Origin of the sequence: Nocardia sp. NPDC005978, from assembly GCF_040614455.1 — a bacterium.
In the GTDB taxonomy this organism is placed as follows: domain Bacteria; phylum Actinomycetota; class Actinomycetes; order Mycobacteriales; family Mycobacteriaceae; genus Nocardia.
This window is the reverse complement of sequence record NZ_JBEXUS010000024.1, coordinates 22,173-36,607: the sequence shown is the minus strand read 5'-3', so window position 1 is coordinate 36,607 and position 14,435 is coordinate 22,173. Positions and strand designations below refer to the sequence as shown.

Below are 14,435 nucleotides of genomic sequence, written 5' to 3'. Positions count from 1 at the left end.
AGACATGCTCGAAACCTCGGCCCGGCTGCTGCGACTGCTGTCGCTCCTGCAGACCCATCGCGAATGGTCCGGTGCGGACCTGGCCGGCAAGCTGGGCGTCAGCGGGCGCACCGTGCGCCGCGACGTCGACCGCCTGCGCGAACTCGGCTACCCGGTCGACGCCGTGCAGGGGATCGCCGGCTATCGGCTCGGCGCCGGCAGCGCGCTGCCACCGCTGCTGCTCGACGACGAGGAAGCCCTCGCGGTGGCGGTCGGGCTGCGCACCACCACCGGCGGGACCGTCACCGGGATCGAGGAAGCCTCCCTGCGCGCCCTGGCCAAGCTCGAACAGGTCATGCCGTCGCGACTGCGGTATCGCCTGCAAGCCCTGCAGCGCACGGTCGTTCGCGTCGAGCCGGGCACCGGGCGCGTGGAACCCGATGCCCTGCTGGCCATTTCGGACGCCTGTCACCGCCGCGAGCGCCTGCGTTTCGACTACACCAACCACACGGGCGGGCAGTCGCGCAAGGAAGTCGAGCCGCACGCGCTGGTGAACTTCAACCGGCGCTGGTACCTGGTCGCCTGGGAGATCACCGCGCAGGACTGGCGCACCTACCGCGTGGATCGCCTCGATCCGCGCACGCCGACCGGGCCGCGGTTCGAACCCCGTGATCCACCGGACGGCGACGTGGTCACCTTCCTGTCGCACCGGCTCTCCTCCGGCGCCTGGCCCTTCCGCGCCACCGTCACCCTGCATCGCCCGGCAGCCGAACTCGCCGAACGCATCTGGGCCGGAATGGGCGTGCTGGAGGACGTGGACGAGCACAGCTGCCTGCTGCACGTCGGCGCGGATTCGCCCTGGGCGCTGTCCTGGATGATCACCTCCATCGACACCGATTTCACCGTCGTCGAGCCGCCCGAGCTGGTCGAACAGATCCGAAATCTGGCCCGCCGCTGCACCGCCGCCACCCCGGCGGCGAACCCCGCTGCGTCACAGTGACGTTCAGCGCCGGAACATTTCCACACCCGATAGTGCGATTGACGGCCGAAAGCCGGGGTACGTCAGGGGGCAGACGGGAGTCCGGCCACCACCGGGCGACCGGCGCAACACAACAGTCCCACTGTCGAAAAGGTAAGTCGCGATGCAGAACATCGCTGAGCGGATTCGCCTGTCGGCCATCCAGGTGTGGTGGTCGGCCCGCGATGCCGCGTTCATCGCCAGGTCCGAACAATTTCCCGCACTGAGCCATGCCAACGCGTCGTCGTCCTTGGCCGCGGTGGACGGGCTGATCGACAAGATCTGCCGGTCCGTCCCCGCCAATTCCGGGCAGGCCCCCGATCGCGAGTATCGCCCGGGATAGCGCCGCCCGATCTCGGCCGCGACCGCCGACGGGCGGGCCCGCGACCTAAGCTGGAGGGCAGGCGTTTTCCGGCTGCTGCCCCGAAGCGGCCCGCGCGAAGGGATCGGCGTCGTGACCATCGCATATCCACCCGGGCCCCGGCTGCCCCGTATCGTCCAGACCGCGATGTACGCGCAATGGCGCACCGCACTGCTCACCCGCGCCCAGCGGCGCTACGGTGACGTGTTCGGACTGCGCCTCGTTCCGCCCTACGGCAAACGCGTCGTCGTGTTCTCCCGGCCCGAGCACATTCGGCAGATCTTCGCCGCCGACCCCGCCGATCTGCATGCCGGCGAAGGCAATCGGCTGCTGGTGCACGTCATGGGCGAGCATTCGCTGCTGCTCACCGACGAGGCCGAGCACGCCCGCGCCCGGCGCCTGCTGATGCCCGCGTTCGCCGGATCCGCCCTGCGCGGCTATCGCACGCTGGTCGAGGCCATCGCCAAGACCCATATCGAACGCTGGGCGGGCCGGTCGCAGGTCCACACGCTCGATCGGATGAACGATCTGACGCTCGATGTCATCATGCAGGTGGTGTTCGGCATGACCGAGGAGACACGGCGCGCGGAACTCGCGCCCCGGTTGCGCCGCATCGTGAACATCAATCCCATCGTGTTCTTCGGCTGGAAGTACCCGCGCCTGCAGCGCTTCGGCCCGTGGAAGAGCTTCCACGACAACCAGACCGCGATGAACGAGCTGCTCTACCGCGAGATCGTGCAGCGTCGCGCCCACCCCGAACTGGCACAGCGCGCCGATGTGCTGTCCCGGCTGCTGGCCTTCGGATCCGGTGAGAACACCTCGGACGCACCGCTGTCCGACGCCGAACTGCGCGATCAACTGATCACGCTGCTGCTCGCCGGGCACGAGACCACCGCGTCGGCGCTGGCGTGGGCCTGCCACGAACTAGCGGCCGATCCCGCCATCCAGGATCTGGCCCGCGCCGCCGCGCTCGGGGGTGACGACAAATACCTGGAGGCCGTGCTCAAGGAATCCATGCGACTGCGCACCGTCATCGCGGCCACCGGGCGCAGGCTCACCCGGGACATGACCATCGGCGGGATCGATCTGCCCCGGGGCACGATCGTGTCCACCTCGATCCTGCTGGCGCACCGGCGCACCGACAGCTTCCCGGATGTCGCCCGATTCCGGCCCGAGCGCTTCCTCGACGGGAGCGTGGCCGCCAACACCTGGCTGCCGTTCGGCGGCGGCGTACGACGCTGCATCGGCGCGGGATTCTCGATCATGGAGGGCACCGTGATCCTGCGCGAAGTGCTGACGCACTACCGGCTTTCGCTGCCCGCGGGCGTGACCGGGGAGCGCGCCCGCATTCGCAATATCACCCACGTGCCCGCGCACGGCGCACCCGTGCGGCTCACCGCGCTCTGATCGGCCCCTGGGCATACGGCCCGGCCGGCTCCTGCCCGGCGAACTCCGCGCACTCCGGGCATTCGGTGATGACGGCGTGCCCGCATTCGGTCAGGTGCGCGAGAAAGCGATCGGTGGCCCGCAGCAGGTCGATGTGCTCGCGCACCTCCGCCCGCTTGGCGTCGATGAGGGCGATCCGCTCGTCGTGCCCGCCCACGCCCAGGCGGCGGATCTGAGCCAGCGACAGGCCCGTTCGCTGCAGCCGGCGGATGAGCCGGGCCACGTTCAGGGCCTGTGCGTCGTAGGTTCGGTGGCCCGACGGGCTGCGGCGTGGATGCAGCAACCCGACCGATTCCCAATGCCGCAGCACATGGGCCTCGGTGCCCAGCACGGCCGCGGCATCGCCGATGCGCAGCGGTTCGGTGGTGATCAACACTCGCCCCTTTACTTCAGGTCGACATCAAGTATTACCGTGCTCGCACCGCACCGGCCGCCGGGCCGATCTCCCAGCGGTGGATGGAGATTCAGCACATGTCCGATCCGGTTCATTCCCCCGGTCTGCTCGAATGCTGCACGGCCGTGGCCGGTCTGGCGCGCGGCCTGGTCCGCCCGCGCCCGCGTGACGAGCGGTTCCTGCGTTCGATCACCGATGCCGGGCTCCCCCGTCCGCGCGCCACGGTGCGGGTCACCGCGCTCGAGCAGGCGCCGCGCAGCGTGCCGACGGCGGCGATCGTGGAAGGAGTCCGGTCGCCGCGGCGGATCACCAACGCGCTCACCACCTTCCTGGTGCGCCATCCCGGGGCGACGTTCCTGGTCGACCCGAGCGTCTGTCTCGACGCCGAACGCCGGGCCATCGCACAGCTCGCGCCGATCCTGCGCGCGGTGGTGCGACCGCCCGCCGCCACCCTGGCGACCGTCACCGCGCTGGCGAACCAACCCGGCCTGCCCGCACCGGAATTCGCGCTGCCCACCCACGCGCACTGGGATCACGTGTGCGGCCTGCTCGATCTGCCCGGGCTGCCCGTGCACATGCACCGGCCCGAATACGACTGGGTCACCGCCGGGCCGGTCGCGCCGGTCGGCGGCGTCCGCGACGCACTGCTCGACCGGCCCGTGGTGCACTACGACCTGGACGGCCCGCCGGTGCTCACCTTCACCCGCAGCCACGACCTGTTCGGTGACGGCAGTGTCGTGCTGGTCGATCTGGCCGGTCACACGCCCGGCAGCATCGGCGTGCTCGCCCACACCGCGCGCGGCTGGGTGCTGCTGGCCGGTGACGCCGCATGGCACACGCTGCAGATCTCCGAGATCCGCCAGAAGTCCAGCTTCCCCGGCAATTTGGTGGATCACGATCGCGACCTGGCGTTCAGGACGCTGCATCGGCTGCACCTCGCGCGGCACGTCACGACCGTCGTCCCGACCCACGACCACGCCGCCGCTCTCACTCTCACGACTGATTCGGAAGCGGGTACGCACCCAGTAGCGTGATGCCATGGACGTCACGGTTCGCCCGGCACTCGCATCGGATATTCCCACCATGGCCAAGGTGCTCGGGGTCGCTTTCTCCGACGACCCCGTGTTCACCTGGCTCATTCCCGACGACAAAACCCGTCCCCGGCGCGCCGCCTTCATGTTCGAGGCGTTCATCCGATACCAGTTCTTCGCACACGGCGGCGCCGACGTCGCGCTCGACGACAATGGCGTACTGGTCGGAGCCGCGGTGTGGGCGCCGCCCGGTAAATGGAATTCCGGCGGGGCCGCGACCCTGCGCGTTTTCCCCGCGCTCGCGCGTGCCCTGCGCCTGCGACTCGCGCAGGCCGGCCGGATGGCCGATGCGATGGCCGCGCACCATCCGAAGGAACCGCACTGGTATCTGGCGTTCATCGGCACGCTGCCGAGTGCGCGCGGGCGGGGTTTCGGTCAGGCCCTGCTCAATTCGCGGCTCGATCGCTGCGACGCCGAGGGCGCGCCCGCGTATCTGGAATCCAGCAAGCCCGACAATGTGCCGTACTACGAGCGGTTCGGATTCGAGAAGACCGGGGAGCTGGATGTCACCGATGGCGGTCCGCTGATGTGGCCCATGTGGCGGACGCCGCGCTGAGTCGCGGGCGCGGCGTGTCCGTGGGCGCCGGCAGCGGGCACGCCGTGATATCAGTTAGCTGAGAATGCGACAAAACCGGCACTTTTGCATCGGCTGTCCGTTGGAACCGGTAGGGCGGCCGATGCGGCCGCCGCGAAGGAGTTGATCATGAGCCTCATCGGCGCGGTACTCGGATACATACTGACGGCATTCATCCTCGTGATGCTCGCGCGGCTGATTCTGGACTGGATCGCCACGCTCAGCGACAACCCCTCCTCGACGTATCGGGCGCGCGAGATCACCCACAAGCTGACCGAGCCGGTGATCGCGCCGGTGCGCAAGGTGCTCCCGCCCATCCGCGCGGGCGGGCTGGCCATCGACCTGGCCTTCACCATCGTGTTCGTGCTGGCGATCATCCTGCGCTCGGTCTTCTTCAGCCTCTGAGGGTTTGCTCCGCCCCGCCGCGCTCGACCCGCGGCGCGGCGGAGTTCCCGGAGAAATCGTATTTCATTCACAAGAATCGCATTTCGCCCAATTCCGTCATTAATGGCTTTCGGAGTTGGTTCCACTGTCGGGAATCCTGCGGGCAGGTAGCATCTCGCAATGGCCTACCAACAGTGAGGAACCCGATGACTCAGGACGAGAATGTGTCGATGTCCTTTCCGCCGGCTGAGCCTCCGCCATTTCCCGAACCCGAACCGCAACCGGCGAAGCGTGGAATGTCCCGTCGCAAACTCGCCGCGATCGCCGGGGTGCTGCCGCTGGGCGCGGCCGCCGTCGGCACCGCGTTCCTGGTCCGGGGCGAAGACGGCAACCAGCACGCCGAAGTGCGCAACAGCGCCGAGACTCCCGCCCGCACCGCCGCGGGAGCCGACACCATCCCCACGCAATCCGCGCCGCCGGAGGGGTTGCAGCCCGAGATCTCGAAGATCGGCAGCCGGCATATCGCCGCGCTGCACGCCATTCACAACTATTTGGCTCATATCTCGAACTACGAACCGCAATCGCTGGACGCGTATTTCGCCGGCGCCATCGAAACGACCACCGGCGCGTGCCGTCAGCAATTGATCGATACGCGCAATTCGACGCGAGAATACTTTCTCTCCACCAACAGTCGTTGCCAGGTCATCGAATTCAACGCCGGATTGCGCGCGATCACCGGCACCACCGCCCTGGGCATCGGCTACGTCAAACAATCGACCTCGAGCGATCTGGATCCGATCCCCTCGATATCGCTGATCGCCGCGGCCGTGACCGCCGAGGAGCAACCCGACGGCCGCTGGTTGATCAGCGACGTCAAACGCATCTCCACCTGATCGCACGCCACGCCGGGTGAATCGCCGAAGGGGCCGGCAACCTCGCGGCACAAGTGTTTCGTTCACCGTGCGTGGATCCCTCGCGCCCGGCCCGCCGGTAGGCCACCGTCGTCGATGCAGAGATTCGCATGTCCTCACCCTCATCGACGCAAGGACGCGATATGACCGTCACCGACGAATACCTCGCCAACAACGCCGAGTACGCCGCGCAGTTCAGCGGCCCGCGGCCACTGCCGCCGAGCAAGCATGTCGCCGTCGTGGCGTGCATGGACGCCCGGCTCGATGTGTACCGCATTCTCGGGCTGGGCGACGGCGAAGCCCATGTCATCCGCAATGCCGGCGGGGTGGTGACCGACGACGAGATCCGATCGCTGGCCATCAGTCAGCGACTGCTGGGCACCACGGAGATCATCCTCATTCACCACACCGACTGCGGCATGCTCACCTTCACCGACGACGACTTCAAACGTTCGATCCAGGACGAGACGGGGTTGAAGCCGGCGTGGTCCGCCGAGGCCTTCCCGGACCTGGACGAGGATGTGCGCCAATCGATTCGGCGCATCGAGTCGAGCCCGTTCGTCACCGCCACCACGTCCCTGCGCGGGTTCGTGTTCGACGTCGCCACGGGCAAGCTCAACGAAGTAGTGGGCTGAGTCGCTCGCCCTCGAGTCAGGTGAGAGGTGACTCGAGGGCGGGTCCGGCACCCGCCGGTCGCCCGGTGCGGCGCCAGATCCAGATCGCGGAGGCCGTGAAGGCGAGGGCGCAGGTCAGGCCGAAAGCCATGGCGCCGAGGCGGAAGTGCCAGGGGGCGAGCTCGGTGAGCGGGGCGGCGGCCGCCGCGGGCGGGAATATGCCGAAGGCAGCCGAGGTGGCCGCGAGATAGACGCACAGTGCCAGGCCGATCCAGGTCAGCGGGCTGCGTCTTCGCCACTGCCTATCCGCCTGCTCGCGCCCGGTTCGGGCCTGCGGCGGGACGGCATCACGGTTCGACTGATTCGCCGGGCGGCTGATCATTGCGACAGCTTACTTCTGGCAAACATTGAATCCGGGACTCGAAAGCTCGCCTCGCGAGTCTCGCGATCTCGGGTCGGCGATCGGGCGGCGCGGAACCGCGGCCGGGCCGTCGCGAGAACATGATTCGCTCGGCGTCGGAGCATCCGGTGTACGTATTCGACCCCGCCCGGTCGAGTACATGACCTGGGTCACGCGCTGTTACGCAGTCGCCACCGCCGGTGTCTCGATGGCATGACTCGAAACAGCACCACCTCCAAGACCGAAGTCGTCGTCATCGGCGGCGGGTACGCCGGCACCGTCGCAGCCAACCGATTGGGACAGCGCGAGGACGTCGCGGTCACCCTCGTCAACGCGCGAAGCAGATTCGTCGAACGACTGCGCCTGCACCAGCTGGTGGCCGGCAGCGGGACGGTGACCGCGGACTACGGCCCGCTGCTCGGCGAACGGGTGCGCCTGGTCGTCGACGCCGCCGACCGGATCGACACCGCGAGCCGGATCGTGCGCCTCGCCTCGGGACGCGACCTGGGCTACGACTACGTCGTCTATGCCGTCGGCAGCACCGCGGCGGTGCCCGGCGCGATACCGGGCGCGACCGAATTCGCCTATCCCCTGGCCGAATTGGAGAACGCCGAGCGGCTGCGGGCACGGCTCGCGGAGCTGCCCCCGGGCGCACCGGTCACCGTCGTGGGCGGCGGACTGACCGGCATCGAAACCGCGGCCGAGTTGATCGAACAGGGCTGGGACGTCACCCTGGTGTGCGGCGGCAAGCTCGCGCCGACCTTCTCCGAGCGTGCCCGCGGCGCACTGGCGGATTGGCTGGCGCGACATGATGTCCGGGTGATCGAGGGGATGCCGGTGACGGCGGTGCGGGCGCGGCGGGTGCTGCTGGCCGACGACAGCGTCGTGCCCGGCGCGGTCACCATCTGGACCGCGGGCTTCGGGGTTCCGGAACTGGCGCGGCGCAGTGGTCTGCGCACCGATCGGCTCGGCCGACTGCTCACCGATGAAACCCTGACCAGCCTGGACGACGATCGCGTACTTGCCGCGGGCGACGCCGCCGCACCGTCCAACAGGCCGCTGCGCATGAGCTGCCAGGCCGCCGGCCCACTCGGCGCGCAGGCCGCCGAAACGATCCTGAGCCGCGTCGCGGGCACGCGGCCAGCGGCGCTGGACATGGGATTCCTGGGCGCGAACGTCAGCCTGGGTCGTCGTGCGGCGGTCGTCCAGTTCACCCACAGGGACGACACGCCTCGCCGGCTCGTGTTGCGCGGGCGCGTCGCGGCCCCGGTCAAGGAGGGCGCGACCCGGGCCACGCTGTGGGCGATCCGCACCGAAGCCCGCAGGCCCGGCTCACTCATCTGGGCCAAAGGCGGCCCGCGGCCCGCGGCGGTCGTGCTCGACGCCGAGGAGGTCGGCAACCCGTGAACTCCCCCGACGAGCACGCCGAGCGTTTCACCCTGCTACGGCCGCTGCTGTTCACCATCGCCTACGAGATCCTCGGCTCCGCAACCGAATCCGACGACGTGCTGCAGGAGAGCTATCTGCGCTGGGCCGAGGTCGAGCTGTCGGCGGTCCGGGACACGAAATCGTATCTGGCGCAGGTGGTCACCAGGCAGGCACTCAATGTCCTGCGGTCCCGGACGCGTCGCCGGGAGGAGTACGTCGGGCCGTGGCTGCCCGAACCGCTGCTGCTGGCGCCGGACGCAGCGGCGGACGTCGTGCTCGCCGAATCGGTCTCCATGGGCATGCTGATCCTGCTGGAGACGCTCACGCCCGAGGAGCGCGCGGTCTTCGTCTTGCACGAGGTCTTCGGCTTCGAGCACGACGAAATCGCCGGGGCGGTGGGCAAATCCGCGTCGGCGGTGCGTCAGCTGGCCTATCGCGCTCGCGGGCACGTGCACGCCCGCCGTAACCGGTTCGGCCCCGTCGACACCGCCCGCACGGGCGAACTCACCGACCGGTTCCTGAACGCCGCCGCCACCGGGGATCTGGACGGGCTGCTGTCGCTGCTGGCGCCGGACGTCCACTGGACCACCGACAGCGGCGGCAAGGCGTTCGCGGTGCGTGAGCTCCTGATGACCGGCGCGACGCGGGTGGCCGTCATGCTCGTGACCCTGATGAAGGCGATACACCGGCTGCCCGACACCCGCATCGAGCAGGTGCACTGCAACAGCGATCCCGCGGTCGCGATCTACCGGGGCGAGCGGCTCGAGGCCGTGGTTGTGCTCGAGTTCGCCGGCGGAAAGATCGTCAACGGCTACGGGATTCGCAACCCGGACAAGCTCGCCGCGCTCGGGGTGACGCGCGTGATCAGCCGCACCGCCGAATCCCCCGACGCCCGGGGATGAACGGGCCGCGCACGCGCCACAACGCACGACGGCCGGACGCGTGATTGCGTCCGGCCGTCGTACCTGTGGCTGTGCTCAGCGCTTGCGCGCGATTCCCGCGACGACCATCGTCTCGAAGTCGGTCAGCTTGTGCGGCTCCATGGTGTCGTCCGGGCGCCATTCCGCGCACGGCCGCACCGTCGGAGTATCGAGCGGTTCGAGATCGCCGAAGAGCGCCTCGATTTCCTTGATCGGGCGCAGCCGGCCGCGCCCGAACGCGTCGATGATCTTCCGTTCCGTCGCGATGGCCTCGCGGGTCTCGCCGGATCGGAAGTGCGAAATGTAGATCAGGCTATCTGTGGGCACCTGCTCGGTCCAGTAGCGAACCACGCCCGACGGATCCTCGTCGTCCTCGAGAAAGCTCAGGACGGCGGCAAACAGGATACCGACCGGCTCGTCGAAGTTGATGAGCCGCTTGACATCTTCGTGTTCCCGGATCGCTTCGGGTTTGCTCGCATCGGCTTCGACGAAGGCGATACCGGAGTCGACAGCGAGCAGTGCGCGGCCGTGGCCCGCCACGAACGGATCGTTGTCGACGTAGACGATGTGGGCGTCCGCGTGCTGCTCGCGCGCCACCTGGTGGACGTCGGAATTATCGGGATCGGGGAGGCCGCAACCGATATCGATGAATTGCCGAATGCCCTGCTTCGCCATGCTGCTCACCGCGCGCCGGACGGCGTGGCGGTTCGTAATCGCGAGTTGGTCGGAACCGGGCAGGTCGCCCTTGAAGTAGTCGCCGACATCCTTGTCGACACCGTAGTGATCCCGGCCGCCGAGTACGTAGCTGTATACGCGTGCGACACTCGGCCGCGATTGCCGTTGTCGCATGGTGTTGATGTTCAACTCTCACACCCCTTTACCCTCCGTGCACCAGCGGGTTTGTCGATCGCACGGGAAGCTCGCCTCCGGCAGAACCTTGATTGAAGATCATTCCAGATCAACGCTCGGACGGAACGCGCTTTCCCTCAGACAATACCGTGACGAACCCACGCTCAGACCCTCTCATGGCAATAACGCTCGCGGGTTGCGGATGACGAACCTCGATGCGCCGCAGCAGGTTCCACCAGGCATCGTTACTGAGACTCACATTCGTTTGCGAGTCATGCGGAAACCTACCGTATCGAGGTCACGCCCCGGTAGCGCCGCATGTCCTCAGCCCGTCACCTCGGCGGCCTTGCCGCGCCCGGCGCGACTGCTCGCGACCAGTTCGTCCAGTTGCCGCTCCGCGCGTTCGGCGCGGGTGAGGGTCTGCAGCCGGGCGTCGTCGAGGGTGGCCATTCGCGCGGCCGATTCCTGGCGCACCTGCTCGAGGGCCGTCGCCGAGTCCGCGCGCACGGCGGCGATATCGGCGGCGGCGGCGCGCTGGACGGCCGCCATCTCGGACCGCACCCTGTCCAGTTCCTCCCGCACCCGGGCCAGCTCGTCCCGGGTCTCCGCGACCACCTGATTGCGTTCCGCCACAGCCTGTTCCGCGCGTTCGATGGCCCGTTCGGCGTCGGCGGCACGCTGCACGGCCAGATCGCGTTCCGCGCCGGCGGCGGTGATTCGCTGCGTGGTGTCCCGGCGCACCTGCTCGATCTCCGCGACGGTCTTGGACCGGGCGAGTTCGATCTCCTCGGTGGCCTGCTGGCGGGCCCGCTCCACATCCTCGGCGGCTTCCCGGCGAATTGTCCGCACGTCGGCCTCGGCCTCGGTGCGAGCGGCGAAGACGTCGTCGGCGGCCTGCTTGGTGATCCGCTCCATTTCTCCGAGCGCGTCGTCACGGGCACTGAGCGCCTCGGCGATTCGGCCCTCGGCGGCCTCGGCCGCGGTGATCGCGTCTTCCGCGGCGGCCTCGGCGGCGGTGCGCGCGTCCTCCGACTCACGCCGGGCCTGTTCGGCGCCGACCATGGCCATCTCGGCCTCGGCGATCTTGCGTCCCGCGTCCGCCTGGACCGCCTGGACCTGCGCCTCGGCCACGGAAGGGTCGGCCAGCGTGGACAACTCGGCCACACTGGCGGCCAGCGTCGTGTTCAGCTGCTCCGCCAGCGTCCGGAACTGAACCAGCAGCTCATCGGCCCGTAATCGGGCCACGGTCACCGGACCGCGTTGCGTCACAGTGACGTTCGCGGCCGGACCCGCCACCTCCTCCTGCGACAGCCGCTGTCGCTCTCGCCACGCTCGCCAGCGCGTGTGGTCCGGGTGTTCACAGTATTCCGAGGGCCTGCCCGGCCCGCCGCCGCGGGTAATCGGCTTGGTGCAGCCCGGGTAGTTGCAGATGCTCGACACCGCAGAATCGTAGCGTTTGTTCCGTCATTTCCAACGCAACAACACGAAACGAATCCCGTTCCGCCCCAAATCAACCCATCGCGCCCTAACCTCCGATAAGTGAACCTTATCGGGCGTCAGCATCCCGACCTTCCCGTTCTGACGTCGCAAACAATACGTTTACGTTTGGTCGCACCAAACGAAACGTATCTACAACTAAACCCACCAAAAACTGTGCACCCCTGTACACCCGTCCCATTCCCGCCAGATCGCCCGAATCGGAGACCGCCGTACTGCCCCGGACTTGGGACACCGGTCAAGCGAAGCCGTTGTCCCGCAGGAACGCGAACCATCCCCTCGGGTTCTCCAGCTCCTCCGGAGACGCGAATTCTCGGTATCGCGGCCCGACCAGGTACTCGTTGAAGAAGGTCAGCAGGTCGGGCGCTACGACCCGGGAGGCGTCCTTCTCGGCGTACCGCCAGAAGTACTGGTCCGCGAACATGACCTCGCCGGAAGTGAGACTCACCAGAAAGAGGTCGTTACCGAGAAGCCCGACCCTGATCCAGTGCTCGTCCAGGCGGCAGCACTCCCCGTCAGGGTCCATGATCTCGCCCTGGAGGCGCCGGGGGTTCAGACCGAGGTCGAGGTAACCGGCCCGCGGGTGCTCGGTGATGCCGAACAGGGCGATCAACTCGGGAGGCACCCGGAGATCGTCCCGAGGGGAGCCGGCGTGGGCCGGGCCGCCTCGGTACTCGGCTTCGAAATCAATGCACTCGAGGTACGCATCGAGGAGCTGGCGCTCATCGAGTTCCACACCGGGCGCGAACTGTGCGATGTAGTCGTCATAGTCACCATTCGGCAGGAGCGCCCGCAGCCGATCGACCTTCGCGGCCACCTCGGCGTGGGTCGCCCGGGCCATATCGGCGGGGAACAACAGCGGATAGTTCACAGGCTTCTCGAAGCGCAGTCTCGCCATGGTCTGCTCGAATTCGGGGAACTCGGACCGCGCCCTGCCGATCGCGGACTCGGCGGATTGTCGCTTCTCGGGAGCGAATCGCTCGGCCAGCGCGGCCGCACCCGGGTTGGGCACGGGCTCGAAGTCCCGCGGGTCCGCGGCCTCCCTGGGCCCGTAGCCGTCCGCCAACACCCAGAGGAAGTCCCCGAAATCGCTGGCGACAACGCCCAACTCGCCATCACAGCCGAGGAAGACAACTGGCTGGTCGACCAGGTCGCGGTCCGGGCGCACCTGCCAGAACGCGGCCGTTCCGCCGAGTCTGTCCTGCCCGAACTTCCAGAAAATCGCCGCGGGGTCGGCACTTCCCGGTTGCAGGGTCTCGGCCGTCACCTCTTCCTTGGAGAGCCCGGGCCATGCGTGGAAGTCGACACCGGACCTACCACGTATGTCGAACTCGATGTGCGCCAAGGCTTCCAACTGCGGGGGTACCGGCGGGGTGTGTTCCCGGCCGGTGTTCGTCGTATCGACCACGACGGAGTTCTATCAGGGGCTCCCGACCGGTTCTTCCGGGGCGACCCGGCCGTTAGTGCTTCGTTGGTGGATGCGGAGTGGCGCATCCGACCATGGGTTCAGACACAAAGCAACGGTGATCCGAACCGCACCAGCGGGGCTGGTCCACCCACCAGAAAGGTGACAAGACAATGACCAGCTCCGCCAAGCCCGCCCTCAAACGAGTCGTCCTCGCCGCGTCGGCGTTCGCCCTCGCCGCCGGCGGCATGCAGCTCGGCATCGCCCCGGCCTACGCCGTGGCCGGGCCGACCTCGAAGTACGAGTGCCGCGACCTGCAGACCCCGGGTAGCCTGTTCCCCGGCGACGAGGTGGCCTGCACCCTGACCGTCAGCACCGCCGGCAACGACACCTTCAGCAATGTCGTTGCGGAGGTGACCATCCCGAGCAACACCGTCTACCAGTCCGGCGGGACCCTGCAGGGCACCCAGAAGGTTGTGTTCAATCTGGGTGAGGTCACCAAGGCCAAGCCCGGCACCGGCACCCTGACCGTCATGGTCGCGGGCACCACGCCCGACAAGACCGCCATCTCCAGTGAGGCCGTCGTCAAGGGCTTCGCCCCGAACGGCGCGTTCGACACCACCGCGGCGTCCAACACCCTCATCACCACTACGGTCGGCACCGGGCAGGGCGCCAAGCTCACCGCCAAGGAGGATCGCGCCTCGGTCAACACCTTCGGTCGCGCCGAGACCCCGATCTCCGAACTGGCCGACGCTCCCGCCGGTGTCACCCCCAAGATCGAACTGGTGACCAGCGCCGAGCCGAAGAAGGGCTACATCGCCTTCTCGATCATCGACAACGGGCAGAAGATCGCCTGGACCGCGCTGTGCACCGCGTCTGCCACGGAGAAGACCGAGGCCTTCACCGTCAAGATCTCGGCCCCCGGCCAGACCACGGTCGAGTCGAAGGTGACCGTGCTGCTCGGCAACAACGTCGCCAACCAGGGTCTCGTCGCTCCCGCGGAGTGCAAGCAGAAGCCCTGACCCAGAAGCTGATCCGCGCAGGCGGGTCGAGAATGCGCGGTCGGTGCGGCTACCCGAAGCCACACCGGCCGCGCATTCGTGTGTGCGAATCCCCTGAATGCCGCGACTCCCGGGCATTCTCTTTCGTGCGGGCCGGGCTCGA

16 protein-coding genes are annotated in these 14,435 nt (G+C 68.2%); 11 read left to right on the top strand and 5 right to left on the bottom strand.

Features of this window, described 5'->3' with window-relative positions; all coding sequences use genetic code 11:
* Window positions 1–4 precede the first annotated feature (4 nt).
* From ABZ319_RS13725 to ABZ319_RS13715, 3 genes are all read left to right on the top strand, one after another.
* Complete coding sequence (locus ABZ319_RS13725) at window positions 5–979, top strand: WYL domain-containing protein (RefSeq protein WP_354986712.1); 975 nt, start codon at window positions 5–7, stop codon at window positions 977–979.
* 142 nt (window positions 980–1,121) lie between these two features.
* Window positions 1,122–1,340 carry a hypothetical protein gene (locus ABZ319_RS13720; protein WP_354986711.1) on the top strand — a complete coding sequence of 73 codons (219 nt, stop codon included), beginning with the start codon at window positions 1,122–1,124 and terminating at the stop codon, window positions 1,338–1,340.
* A gap of 111 nt (window positions 1,341–1,451) precedes the next feature.
* Entirely contained in the window at window positions 1,452–2,765 is a 1,314-nt protein-coding gene (locus ABZ319_RS13715) for a cytochrome P450 (protein ID WP_354986710.1), read from the top strand.
* Here the strand turns inward: ABZ319_RS13715 and ABZ319_RS13710 are convergent.
* On the bottom strand, window positions 2,752–3,177 hold the full coding sequence (locus ABZ319_RS13710) for a MerR family transcriptional regulator (protein WP_354986709.1): 426 nt from the start codon (window positions 3,175–3,177) through the stop codon (window positions 2,752–2,754). The genes ABZ319_RS13715 and ABZ319_RS13710 overlap by 14 nt on opposite strands.
* A gap of 98 nt (window positions 3,178–3,275) precedes the next feature.
* Here ABZ319_RS13710 and ABZ319_RS13705 point away from each other — a divergent pair, with 98 nt between their 5' ends.
* The 5 genes from ABZ319_RS13705 (at window position 3,276) to ABZ319_RS13685 (ending at window position 6,793) form a co-directional block, all read left to right on the top strand.
* A complete protein-coding gene (locus tag ABZ319_RS13705; RefSeq protein WP_354986708.1) occupies window positions 3,276–4,232 on the top strand; it encodes an MBL fold metallo-hydrolase in 957 nt (318 codons plus the stop codon).
* A gap of 4 nt (window positions 4,233–4,236) precedes the next feature.
* A complete protein-coding gene (locus ABZ319_RS13700; RefSeq protein ID WP_354986707.1) occupies window positions 4,237–4,845 on the top strand; it encodes a GNAT family N-acetyltransferase in 609 nt (202 codons plus the stop codon).
* Window positions 4,846–4,992: 147 nt separating this feature from the next.
* Window positions 4,993–5,268, top strand: a complete 276-nt coding sequence (locus ABZ319_RS13695) for a YggT family protein (RefSeq protein ID WP_354986706.1) — start codon at window positions 4,993–4,995, stop codon at window positions 5,266–5,268.
* 275 nt (window positions 5,269–5,543) lie between these two features.
* Window positions 5,544–6,140 carry a hypothetical protein gene (locus ABZ319_RS13690; RefSeq protein ID WP_354986705.1) on the top strand — a complete coding sequence of 199 codons (597 nt, stop codon included), beginning with the start codon at window positions 5,544–5,546 and terminating at the stop codon, window positions 6,138–6,140.
* Window positions 6,141–6,301: 161 nt separating this feature from the next.
* On the top strand, window positions 6,302–6,793 hold the full coding sequence (locus ABZ319_RS13685; protein WP_354986704.1) for a carbonic anhydrase: 492 nt from the start codon (window positions 6,302–6,304) through the stop codon (window positions 6,791–6,793).
* A gap of 16 nt (window positions 6,794–6,809) precedes the next feature.
* Here the strand turns inward: ABZ319_RS13685 and ABZ319_RS13680 are convergent, their stop codons facing one another.
* Window positions 6,810–7,154 (bottom strand): hypothetical protein, encoded by a 345-nt coding sequence (locus tag ABZ319_RS13680; protein WP_354986703.1) that lies wholly within the window; start codon window positions 7,152–7,154, stop codon window positions 6,810–6,812.
* A gap of 231 nt (window positions 7,155–7,385) precedes the next feature.
* On the opposite strand from ABZ319_RS13680, the gene ABZ319_RS13675 reads away from it, so the two are divergent.
* The gene (locus tag ABZ319_RS13675) at window positions 7,386–8,579 is read left to right on the top strand and encodes an FAD-dependent oxidoreductase (RefSeq protein ID WP_354986702.1); all 1,194 of its coding nucleotides are present in this window, start codon (window positions 7,386–7,388) and stop codon (window positions 8,577–8,579) included.
* Entirely contained in the window at window positions 8,576–9,502 is a 927-nt protein-coding gene (gene sigJ / locus ABZ319_RS13670; protein WP_354986701.1) for an RNA polymerase sigma factor SigJ, read from the top strand. The genes ABZ319_RS13675 and sigJ overlap by 4 nt, the downstream gene beginning before the upstream one ends.
* A 75-nt stretch (window positions 9,503–9,577) precedes the next feature.
* Here the strand turns inward: sigJ and ABZ319_RS13665 are convergent, their stop codons facing one another.
* From ABZ319_RS13665 to ABZ319_RS13655, 3 genes are all read right to left on the bottom strand, one after another.
* Window positions 9,578–10,369, bottom strand: a complete 792-nt coding sequence (locus ABZ319_RS13665; protein WP_354986700.1) for an SAM-dependent methyltransferase — start codon at window positions 10,367–10,369, stop codon at window positions 9,578–9,580.
* Window positions 10,370–10,693: 324 nt separating this feature from the next.
* Window positions 10,694–11,809: a hypothetical protein gene (locus tag ABZ319_RS13660; RefSeq protein ID WP_354986699.1), complete on the bottom strand. Its 1,116-nt coding sequence runs from the start codon at window positions 11,807–11,809 to the stop codon at window positions 10,694–10,696.
* Between the two features lie 295 nt (window positions 11,810–12,104).
* Entirely contained in the window at window positions 12,105–13,274 is a 1,170-nt protein-coding gene (locus ABZ319_RS13655) for a hypothetical protein (protein WP_354986698.1), read from the bottom strand.
* Between the two features lie 170 nt (window positions 13,275–13,444).
* Here ABZ319_RS13655 and ABZ319_RS13650 point away from each other — a divergent pair, with 170 nt between their 5' ends.
* Window positions 13,445–14,293: a hypothetical protein gene (locus ABZ319_RS13650; protein WP_354986697.1), complete on the top strand. Its 849-nt coding sequence runs from the start codon at window positions 13,445–13,447 to the stop codon at window positions 14,291–14,293.
* Window positions 14,294–14,435: the final 142 nt, after the last annotated feature.

Coding starts and splice junctions, on each gene's coding strand:
- ABZ319_RS13725 (WP_354986712.1), top strand. CDS start 5: ATGCTCGAAACCTCGGCCCGGCTGCTGCGACTGCTGTCGCTCCTGCAG.
- ABZ319_RS13720 (WP_354986711.1), top strand. CDS start 1,122: ATGCAGAACATCGCTGAGCGGATTCGCCTGTCGGCCATCCAGGTGTGG.
- ABZ319_RS13705 (WP_354986708.1), top strand. CDS start 3,276: ATGTCCGATCCGGTTCATTCCCCCGGTCTGCTCGAATGCTGCACGGCC.
- ABZ319_RS13700 (WP_354986707.1), top strand. CDS start 4,237: ATGGACGTCACGGTTCGCCCGGCACTCGCATCGGATATTCCCACCATG.
- ABZ319_RS13695 (WP_354986706.1), top strand. CDS start 4,993: ATGAGCCTCATCGGCGCGGTACTCGGATACATACTGACGGCATTCATC.
- ABZ319_RS13690 (WP_354986705.1), top strand. CDS start 5,544: ATGTCCCGTCGCAAACTCGCCGCGATCGCCGGGGTGCTGCCGCTGGGC.
- ABZ319_RS13685 (WP_354986704.1), top strand. CDS start 6,302: ATGACCGTCACCGACGAATACCTCGCCAACAACGCCGAGTACGCCGCG.
- ABZ319_RS13680 (WP_354986703.1), bottom strand. CDS start 7,154: ATGATCAGCCGCCCGGCGAATCAGTCGAACCGTGATGCCGTCCCGCCG.
- ABZ319_RS13675 (WP_354986702.1), top strand. CDS start 7,386: ATGACTCGAAACAGCACCACCTCCAAGACCGAAGTCGTCGTCATCGGC.
- ABZ319_RS13665 (WP_354986700.1), bottom strand. CDS start 10,369: ATGCGACAACGGCAATCGCGGCCGAGTGTCGCACGCGTATACAGCTAC.
- ABZ319_RS13650 (WP_354986697.1), top strand. CDS start 13,445: ATGACCAGCTCCGCCAAGCCCGCCCTCAAACGAGTCGTCCTCGCCGCG.